Annotated in this window: 9 protein-coding genes and 1 pseudogene; 6 read left to right on the forward strand and 4 right to left on the reverse strand. The window is 39.2% G+C overall.

Going from position 1 to position 9,320, the window contains the following annotated elements:
• The first annotated feature begins 2 nt into the window (after positions 1–2).
• The 5 genes and pseudogenes from ftsH (at position 3) to copP (ending at position 5,294) form a co-directional block, all read left to right on the forward strand.
• The gene (gene ftsH, locus QT74_RS02665; RefSeq protein WP_033764447.1) at positions 3–1,901 is read left to right on the forward strand and encodes an ATP-dependent zinc metalloprotease FtsH; all 1,899 of its coding nucleotides are present in this window, start codon (positions 3–5) and stop codon (positions 1,899–1,901) included.
• Positions 1,902–1,903: 2 nt separating this feature from the next.
• Positions 1,904–2,156: pseudogene (locus QT74_RS08665) on the forward strand (hypothetical protein).
• Positions 2,146–2,859, forward strand: coding sequence for a CDP-diacylglycerol--serine O-phosphatidyltransferase (gene pssA, locus QT74_RS02675; RefSeq protein ID WP_021436397.1), 714 nt, complete (start codon positions 2,146–2,148; stop codon positions 2,857–2,859). Before QT74_RS08665 ends, pssA begins: the two are co-directional and overlap by 11 nt.
• Positions 2,856–5,093, forward strand: coding sequence for a copper-translocating P-type ATPase CopA (copA, locus tag QT74_RS02680; protein WP_033764452.1), 2,238 nt, complete (start codon positions 2,856–2,858; stop codon positions 5,091–5,093). The genes pssA and copA overlap by 4 nt, the downstream gene beginning before the upstream one ends.
• Positions 5,094–5,294, forward strand: coding sequence for a copper-binding metallochaperone CopP (gene copP, locus QT74_RS02685; protein WP_000648261.1), 201 nt, complete (start codon positions 5,094–5,096; stop codon positions 5,292–5,294). It begins immediately after the preceding gene.
• A 135-nt stretch (positions 5,295–5,429) separates the two neighbouring features.
• Here the strand turns inward: copP and QT74_RS02690 are convergent, their stop codons facing one another.
• On the reverse strand, positions 5,430–5,711 hold the full coding sequence (locus QT74_RS02690) for a hypothetical protein (protein ID WP_033764454.1): 282 nt from the start codon (positions 5,709–5,711) through the stop codon (positions 5,430–5,432).
• A 204-nt stretch (positions 5,712–5,915) separates the two neighbouring features.
• On the reverse strand, positions 5,916–7,232 hold the full coding sequence (csd4, locus tag QT74_RS02695; RefSeq protein WP_033764455.1) for a DL-carboxypeptidase Csd4: 1,317 nt from the start codon (positions 7,230–7,232) through the stop codon (positions 5,916–5,918).
• Positions 7,233–7,367: 135 nt separating this feature from the next.
• Here csd4 and QT74_RS02700 point away from each other — a divergent pair, with 135 nt between their 5' ends.
• A complete protein-coding gene (locus QT74_RS02700) occupies positions 7,368–7,883 on the forward strand; it encodes a flagellar FLiS export co-chaperone (RefSeq protein WP_033764457.1) in 516 nt (171 codons plus the stop codon).
• Between the two features lie 3 nt (positions 7,884–7,886).
• Here QT74_RS02700 and QT74_RS02705 read toward each other — a convergent pair whose 3' ends face one another.
• Together QT74_RS02705 and QT74_RS08505 are read right to left on the reverse strand one after the other, a co-directional pair.
• Complete coding sequence (locus tag QT74_RS02705) at positions 7,887–8,882, reverse strand: HoxN/HupN/NixA family nickel/cobalt transporter (RefSeq protein ID WP_033764460.1); 996 nt, start codon at positions 8,880–8,882, stop codon at positions 7,887–7,889.
• 85 nt (positions 8,883–8,967) lie between these two features.
• Positions 8,968–9,320, reverse strand: a 353-nt coding sequence (locus tag QT74_RS08505) for a hypothetical protein (RefSeq protein ID WP_080247148.1), incomplete at its 5' end; no start/stop codon positions are given.

Below are 9,320 nucleotides of genomic sequence, written 5' to 3' on the forward strand. Positions count from 1 at the left end.
TAATGAAACCAACGAACGAACCTAAAAAACCTTTTTTTCAAAGTCCCATTATCCTTGCGGTTCTTGGAGGGATTTTACTCATTTTTTTTCTGCGCTCTTTCAATTCTGATGGCAGTTTTTCGGACAATTTCTTAGCTTCTAGCACTAAAAATGTGAGCTACCATGAGATCAAACAGCTCATCAGCAATAATGAAGTGGAAAATGTGAGTATCGGTCAAACTTTGATCAAAGCCAGCCATAAAGAGGGCAACAATCGTGTGATTTATATCGCTAAACGAGTGCCTGATTTAACTTTAGTGCCTTTGTTAGATGAGAAAAAAATCAATTATTCTGGTTTTAGCGAGTCTAACTTTTTCACGGACATGTTAGGGTGGCTCATGCCTATTTTAGTGATTTTAGGGCTATGGATGTTTATGGCAAACCGCATGCAAAAGAATATGGGTGGGGGTATTTTTGGCATGGGGAGCGCGAAAAAACTCATTAACGCTGAAAAACCCAATGTGCGTTTTAATGACATGGCGGGCAATGAAGAAGCCAAAGAAGAGGTGGTAGAAATCGTAGATTTCTTAAAATACCCTGATCGCTACGCCAATTTAGGGGCTAAAATCCCTAAAGGCGTGTTATTAGTAGGCCCTCCAGGAACGGGTAAAACCCTTTTAGCAAAAGCGGTAGCCGGCGAAGCGCATGTGCCGTTTTTCTCTATGGGAGGGAGCAGTTTCATTGAAATGTTTGTAGGCTTAGGGGCAAGCAGGGTCAGAGATTTATTTGAAACCGCTAAAAAACAAGCCCCTAGCATCATTTTTATTGATGAAATTGATGCCATAGGCAAGAGCAGAGCGGCTGGAGGCATGATAAGCGGGAATGACGAAAGAGAACAAACCCTAAACCAGCTCTTAGCTGAAATGGATGGTTTTGGGAGCGAAAATGCACCCGTGATTGTCTTAGCCGCAACGAATCGCCCTGAAATTTTAGACCCGGCCTTGATGCGTCCAGGACGCTTTGACAGACAGGTTTTGGTGGATAAGCCTGATTTTAACGGCAGAGTGGAGATTTTAAAAGTGCATATTAAGGGCGTGAAACTCGCTAATGATGTGAATTTGCAAGAAGTCGCCAAACTCACCGCAGGGCTTGCGGGGGCGGATTTAGCGAATATCATCAATGAGGCCGCGCTTTTAGCAGGACGGAACAACCACAAAGAAGTCAAACAGCAGCATCTAAAAGAAGCGATTGAAAGAGGGATTGCAGGGTTAGAAAAGAAAAGCCGACGCATCAGTCCTAAAGAAAAGAAAATTGTCGCCTATCATGAAAGCGGGCATGCCGTGATTTCTGAAATGACTAAAGGGAGCGCTAGGGTGAATAAAGTCTCTATCATCCCAAGGGGCATGGCGGCTTTAGGCTACACCCTTAACACGCCTGAAGAAAACAAATATTTGATGCAAAAACACGAACTCATCGCTGAAATTGATGTGCTTTTAGGCGGAAGAGCGGCTGAAGATGTCTTTTTAGAAGAAATTTCTACCGGTGCGAGCAACGATTTAGAAAGAGCGACTGACATTATTAAAGGCATGGTGAGTTACTATGGCATGAGCAGTGTCAGCGGACTTATGGTGTTAGAAAAGCAACGGAACGCCTTTTTAGGAGGTGGTTATGGAAGCAACAGGGAATTTAGCGAAAAAACCGCAGAAGAAATGGATCTTTTCATTAAAAACCTACTAGAAGAACGCTATAACCATGTCAAACAAACCTTAAGCGACTACAAAGAAGCGATTGAAATCATGGTCAAGGAGTTGTTTGACAAAGAGGTCATTACAGGCGAAAGGGTGCGTGAAATCATCAGCGAATACGAAGTCGCCAACAATTTAGAAAGCCGTTTGATCCCTTTAGAAGAGCAAGCGAGTTAAAAGTGTGGGTTTTCAAACAGATCTTTAATAAGGGTTTTAAACCCTATTATTGGTATTCTGTTTGTTTGAAATCTTTCCTTAGATTGTGTTTTCTCAAATTTGCTACTTACAAACAGCGTTATAGAGCGTTTCTAACGCTCTTTTTTTATGCATTTTTTAACGCTTGTAAGGTTTTAATTCCCATAATTGATTTTAAGATTACTTATTCTAAAATACCCCATCAAACCCATTCAAAGAGCCTCTAATGCCCATTAACCCTCTCTATCTGTTCCCTAATCTTTTTACCGCTAGCAGTATTTTTTTAGGCATGATGAGTATTTTTTACGCTTCAAGCTATCAATTTGTCATGGCATGCTGGTTGGTGGTAGCGAGTCTTATTTTAGACGGGCTTGATGGGCGTGTCGCAAGGCTTACCAACACCACTAGCAAATTTGGTATAGAATTTGACTCCTTAGCGGATGTCGTCGCTTTTGGGGTGGCTCCAAGCCTTATTGCTTACTTTTATGTGGGGTATAATTTTGGGCGCATAGGCATGGCGGTGAGCGCGTTGTTTGTGATTTTTGGAGCGATACGATTAGCGCGATTCAATATCAGCACCAACACAAGCGACCCCTATTCTTTCATCGGTATCCCCATTCCTGCTGCGGCGGTATTGGTGGTGCTTTGTGTGTTATTAGACAATAAATACCATTTTTTAGAAGGAAATACCGAAAAGTTATTTCTAAGCTTTATTGTTTTGTTAGGGGTGCTTATGGTGAGCAATATCCGCTACCCTAATTTCAAAAAAGTCAAGTGGAATCTCAAACTTTTTACTTTAGTGTTGATTTTTTTATCGTTGGTGTTTGTACGCCCTTTGGAAGCCTTAAGCGTGTTTATGGGGTTGTATTTGATTTATGGCATCATTCGCTGGCTCTTTTTAATGGTAAAAATTATTTTTAATAAAAATAAGAGTGCATGAAAGAATCTTTTTATATAGAGGGAATGACTTGCACGGCTTGCTCTAGTGGGATTGAACGCTCTTTGGGGCGTAAGAGTTTTGTGAAAAAAATAGAAGTGAGCCTTTTAAACAAGAGCGCTAACATTGAATTTAACGAAAATGAAACCAATTTAGACGAGATTTTTAAACTCATTGAAAAACTGGGTTATAGCCCTAAAAAAACTCTGGCGGAAGAAAAAAAAGAATTTTTTAGCCCTAATGTTAAATTAGCGTTGGCGGTTATTTTCACGCTTTTTGTGGTGTATCTTTCTATGGGGGCGATGCTTAGCCCTAGCCTTTTACCCAAAAGCTTGCTTACGATTAATAATCATAGCAATTTTTTAAACGCTTGCTTACAGCTTATAGGCACGCTCATTGTCATGCATTTGGGGAGGGATTTTTACATTCAGGGGTTTAAAGCCTTATGGCACAGACAACCCAACATGAGCAGCCTTATCGCCATAGGCACAAGCGCTGCCTTAATTTCAAGCCTGTGGCAATTGTATTTGGTTTATACCAATCATTATACCGATCAGTGGTCTTATGGGCATTATTATTTTGAAAGCGTGTGCGTGATTTTAATGTTTGTGATGGTGGGCAAACGCATTGAAAATGTTTCTAAAGACAAAGCCCTAGACGCTATGCAAGCCTTGATGAAAAACGCCCCAAAAACCGCCCTTAAAATGCAAAATAACCAACAGATCGAGGTTTTAGTGGATAGCATTGTGGTGGGGGATATTTTGAAAGTTCTCCCTGGAAGTGCGATTGCGGTGGATGGTGAAATCATAGAGGGCGAAGGGGAATTAGATGAGAGCATGTTAAGCGGCGAAGCGTTGCCAGTTTATAAAAAAGTCGGCGATAAAGTCTTTTCAGGGACATTCAATAGCCACACGAGTTTTTTAATGAAAGCCACGCAAAATAACAAAAACAGCACCTTGTCTCAAATTATAGAAATGATCCATAACGCTCAAAGCTCAAAGGCAGAGATTTCTCGCTTAGCGGATAAGGTTTCAAGCGTGTTTGTGCCAAGCGTGATCGCTATCGCTGTTTTAGCGTTTGTGGTGTGGCTCATCATTGCGCCTAAGCCTGATTTTTGGTGGAATTTTGGGATCGCTTTAGAAGTGTTTGTATCGGTTTTAGTGATTTCTTGCCCTTGTGCTTTAGGATTGGCTACGCCTATGAGCATTTTAGTAGCGAACCAAAAAGCGAGTTCTTTAGGATTATTTTTTAAAGACGCTAAAAGTTTGGAAAAAGCAAGGCTAGTTAATACGATCGTTTTTGATAAAACCGGTACGCTCACTAACGGCAAGCCTGTCGTTAAAAGCGTTCATTCTAACATAGAATTATTAGAGCTATTGAGTTTGGCGAGCAGCATTGAAAAGAGCAGCGAGCATGTCATTGCTAAAGGGATTGTAGAATACGCCAAAGAGCATGACGCTCCCTTAAAAGAAATGAGTGAAGTTAAAGTGAAAACAGGCTTTGGCATCAGCGCTAAAACAGATTATCAAGGCGCTAAAGAGATCATTAAAGTAGGCAATAGCGAGTTTTTTAACCCTATTAACACGCTAGAAATTCAAGAAAACGGGATTTTAGTGTTTGTGGGTAGAATGATTAATGAAAAAGAAGACGAGCTTTTAGGGGTGTTTGTTTTAGAAGATTTGCCCAAAAAAGGCGTGAAAGAGCATATCGCTCAAATCAAAAAATTAGGCATTAACACGCTTCTTTTAAGTGGGGACAATAGGGAAAATGTCAAAAAATGCACGATTGAATTAGGGATTGATGGCTATATCAGCAACGCCAAACCACAAGACAAGCTCAACAAGATTAAAGAGCTTAAGGAAAAAGGTCAGATCGTGATGATGGTGGGCGATGGCTTGAATGACGCTCCCAGTCTTGCTATGAGCGATGTGGCGGTGGTGATGGCTAAAGGGAGCGATGTGAGCGTGCAAGCAGCGGATATTGTGAGCTTTAATAACGATATTAAATCGGTTTATAGCGCGATTAAATTAAGCCAGGCGACCATTAAAAATATCAAAGAAAATTTGTTTTGGGCTTTTTGTTATAATAGCGTGTTTATCCCTTTAGCTTGTGGGGTTCTTTATAAGGCTAATATCATGTTAAGCCCGGCGATTGCGGGTTTAGCGATGAGTTTAAGCTCTGTGAGTGTGGTCTTAAACTCCCAAAGGCTAAGGAATTTTAAAATTAAGGATCATTGAATGAAAGCAACTTTTCAAGTGCCAAGCATTACTTGCAACCATTGCGTGGATAAAATTGAAAAATTTGTGGGCGAAATTGAAGGCGTGAGCTTTATTGATGCGAGCGTGGAAAAAAAGAGCGTGGTTGTAGAGTTTGACGCTCCAGCGACACAGGATTTGATTAAAGAAGCCTTATTAGATGCGGGGCAAGAAGTGGTGTGATATAGGGGTAGTAGTTTAAAGACCGCAACATTCAAAAGGGTTGTTGTCTTTTAATACTTTGTTTGGGTGTTTTTACGCCTTTTAATGGTGATTTATCATAACCATAAGAGAAAAAATTATCGCATTTTCCTTTTCTCATTTCCATTTTTGATACAAACGAATCTGCTTGTTCAAGCCGCTGATTACACCACCCATAAAAGAAAGAGAGCTGCGAGATAAATGGCTTTTGAATGATGAGCGAATAAGTTCACAGATTTTAACAAACAACATGCATAGCTCATCAGGTTTCATGTTGCCAACAAGGCTTAAGCCCCATATATATCTAATAGGGACAAGAATACGAACGCAATCATCTTTTAAGTCATTGTCTAATCGCTGTGTTAAGCCATCCAAGCCCTTTTGGATTACCTCATGCATTCTTTCTAAAACACAATATTCCCTTGCTAAAAAAAGAACAAGATGAACGCATGATGCGAAGTCTATTGCTTATTTTGCATAGCCTCTTTGTTAAGTCAGGTAACGATAAATAAAGATTTCTAATGTCTGGCATGACTATCCTTTATTGGCGGTTGTCATGTTATATCATGCGTTGCCTTAAATTTTGGTAAGATTTATCCGTTCCTACACAAATTTCACTAAGATCATCCCGCTAAACGCGTTGTTTTTATAAAATTCTATGCGATAGATCCTTTCTTGTTTGTCCAGTGAAAAGCGTTTTTGAAAATCTTTAAATCTAATCGTATAGCCCATTTCATTAGGCTTACTCTCATTAGAAACGCTAAAGCCAATCACATTCGCACGGATATTATCCATAGCATGGATATAAAAACTCTCTTTCACTTCAACCACGCTCCCTATTTTAACCATTTGATCCTTATTATCAATTTGCATTTTCACTTCTTCTAAAGAAGGATCAAACTCTATATAAAAAGGCGATAATCGTGTCATGAGCTTGTTACCATATTTTAAAAACACTTCTTGCTTATTTTTGACTAGCCCCACAATGTAAGCGTTGCTCTCTATGGGGATTTGTGGGATTTTAGCGTTGTGGGGTAAGGGGAAATGATTGAGTTTAGGGCGTAAGTTAAAAAGGGGCATTTTAGGCAGAGAGCTAATTTTTGCCCATAAATTTTTATCATTGATTAGGGCATGCACGCTGCTAGGGTTAAGCTCAAAATCGCGCTTAAAAGGGATATTGAGCTGATTGAGTAAGCCCTCAATGGCTTGCAAGTGGTAAAACACCCTTGATGCTAAAGGGAGTTCTTTGCTGGCTTCATTGGCAAAAGCGCTCTTTTTTTGATTGATCGCATAAAAAGTTAGGGCTTTTTGCATTTCTGTATCGCCTTGTGCGGTGCGCGTGTTTTTTAAATGATACTCCTCAATGGGGTGCAATAAATGGGCGTTGATGCTCTCAATCGTATTGTTTGCAAAAGCAAGCAAGTTAGGGAATTTCGCCCCTTTAACCTCATCTTGATCAATAATAAAGCAATTCCCCCAACGCTTAGGATTGAGCGTCGCATCAATATAAATAGGGCGATAATACCCACCACCATCATGCAAGTGCAAGACAGCGTCTATATTGGGTTTTGCAATCAAGGATTTGATTTCTTGGATAGTGGGGTATTCAGGGTCATTCTTGTCTAAAGTGGCAAATTTGCGATTCATATCCCCATACAAGCCCCTATGATTTCTTAACATAGAAGGCTTATTCAATACGGGAACCACTTCCACCAAGCCTTTTAAAACGCTATAGTGCATTAAAAACAAATTAGTTGCATTAAACCCTCCAGGCTCATCGCCTTGAATCCCTGCTAAAAGCAACAAATGGGGGGCTTTGTCCCTATCCTCTACATTTGTAGGGGCTTTTTCTATCGTTTCTATCGCATGCAAAAACACCCAAGAATACAAACCCCACACTAAAAGCCATATTTTTTTCATCCCATCTCTCTACTATTTGAAACTAAAAGATCCCTAATTATACCTAAAAACCTTTTTAAGGGTGTTTTTTGAAGTTTCCATAAAAAAGGAACGAAAAGTGCTTGTGAATGATCAATTCTATTTAAAAGGTTTTTTATGGATATTTTAAAAACTCTTCAAAAGCATTTGGGCGGTGTTGAAACAAGCGATTTTAAAACCAATGCGATAGAAAAATCCCAACAAATCGCCAAATTTAGTAGGGACATGAAAAATATAAACGAGAGCGTTGGAGCGTTACAAGTCTTGCAAATCGCTTGCAAAAAGCTTTTCAATAAGAGCATGGGTTTAGAAGATAAAGACGCTTTACAAGCTTCTATCATTAAACAAGAATTGCGAGAAATCGTAGAAAATTGCCAGTTTTTAGCCTCCCCTTTGTTTGACACCCAGCTCAACATTGCAATCCATGATGAAGTTTTTTCCATGATTGTGGATAATCCTTTGAATTTATTGGAAAATGCGGGCGAGTTTCAAGCTTATTTGGAAGAAAAATTAAACGAAATTAAGGAATTATTAGGCTATTTGAGCGAAAGCCTTTCAAACCCTAAAGCTTTTATGCCAAGTTTTTCAAATAAAAACCTTAAAGATTTGTTGAGTGATGATTTGAGGGCTTAAAATCTAGCCTTCTAGTTTAGAAAATTTGATTTTCCATAAGAAGAATGAGCCTAAAAACGCTATTACAAATAAGCCCACCAAGTAATAGCCTAAGTCTGTAAAATCCAGGCTTTGTAAGGTGTTTAGAAGGCGGTTTTCAAATTTTAAATGGAGTTTCTCGCTAACGACTTGAAAAAGCTCAATCAACCCGATAAAAAGTGCGATGAACACGCTCAAGGCGGTGATGGAGATGTTGTAGTAGATCTTTCTTAAAGGGGTTTTGAACGCCCAGTCATACGCCTTGAGCATGAACGCCCCATCTAATGTGTCAAACAAACTCATGCCAGCGGCAAAAAGAATGGGTAAAGAGAGCATGCCCACCACACTCACTTTAATCGCGCTGCTAGAGAGGGCCAAAAGCGCGATTTCACTAGCGGTATCAAAGCCTAGCCCAAAAAGAAAACCCACAGGATAAATATGCCACGACTTGGAGACGAAATTAAACAAGGGCTTAAAAAAGCGATTAAGTAAGCCCCTACTCGTTAAAAGCCGTTCAATCTCTTCATTTTGTTGCTGGCTCAGGCTTTCGTTAGAATGCGATTTTTTGAATATTTTTAATAAATCTATTAAAATAATCGCATTCAATAGCCCTATAATGAGCAAAAAAAGCCCTGAAACTAAAGTCCCCACTACCCCCCCTATTTCTTCTAGCATCGGCGTGTGCTCTTTAGCCCAAGCGATCGCAAACGCGCTGATAATAGTCATTAAAATCACCACGCTTGAATGCCCCATAGAAAAGTAAAACCCCACGCCATAGGCGTTTTTGCCTTGTTGGGTGAGCTTTCTAATGGTGTTGTCTATGCAAGCGATGTGATCCGCATCAAAGGCATGCTTTGCCCCTAGCATGTAAGCCATAGACGCCGCCGCATAAAACGAAGCGTTATTAGCCATAAAGAGCAACGCTAAACCCAATGCATGCAAGAACACAATCGCTAAAAAATAAGGAAACCACAATTTCACAACGCACCTTTTTGTAAAAATAATATTTTTTGAATGATTGTAATATATTTTGTTAAATTAGAAAATCTTAAGTTTTGTTTTTTGATTATTTTGCGAATTGCCCTAGAAAATCTTTAAGGGGAATGAGAGAATTTGAGTTAAAATCAATCACTTCTTTTAGTTTTTCATATTCTTCTTTATATTCTTTCCTTATTTTACCTTTATCATCAATAATAATCTTTTCTTCATTCTTCTTGTCATTTTTATTCCGCTTATCTTTGAAAAAATTTTGTAGTTCAAACACTTCTAAATAGGCATACCACTTACTTTTGCTGATGTTTTTAATCGGTTTATAATGTTCTTTACTTTTAATGCATTCTAAGTATCCTTCAAAACATTTAAGAAATTCATCGTGTTTAGCAATTTCTAATAATAGGGTTTCTAAATCGCCATCATCTT

The sequence above is a fragment of the Helicobacter pylori SA213A genome (assembly GCF_000476275.1).
Classification (GTDB): domain Bacteria; phylum Campylobacterota; class Campylobacteria; order Campylobacterales; family Helicobacteraceae; genus Helicobacter; species Helicobacter pylori_CL.

Excerpts from the sequence above, each read along its gene's own strand:
- copP (WP_000648261.1), top strand. The coding sequence starts at position 5,094 with ATGAAAGCAACTTTTCAAGTGCCAAGCATTACTTGCAACCATTGCGTG.
- copA (WP_033764452.1), top strand. The coding sequence starts at position 2,856 with ATGAAAGAATCTTTTTATATAGAGGGAATGACTTGCACGGCTTGCTCT.
- QT74_RS02690 (WP_033764454.1), bottom strand. The coding sequence starts at position 5,711 with ATGCATGAGGTAATCCAAAAGGGCTTGGATGGCTTAACACAGCGATTA.
- ftsH (WP_033764447.1), top strand. The coding sequence starts at position 3 with ATGAAACCAACGAACGAACCTAAAAAACCTTTTTTTCAAAGTCCCATT.
- QT74_RS02700 (WP_033764457.1), top strand. The coding sequence starts at position 7,368 with ATGGATATTTTAAAAACTCTTCAAAAGCATTTGGGCGGTGTTGAAACA.
- pssA (WP_021436397.1), top strand. The coding sequence starts at position 2,146 with ATGCCCATTAACCCTCTCTATCTGTTCCCTAATCTTTTTACCGCTAGC.
- csd4 (WP_033764455.1), bottom strand. The coding sequence starts at position 7,232 with ATGAAAAAAATATGGCTTTTAGTGTGGGGTTTGTATTCTTGGGTGTTT.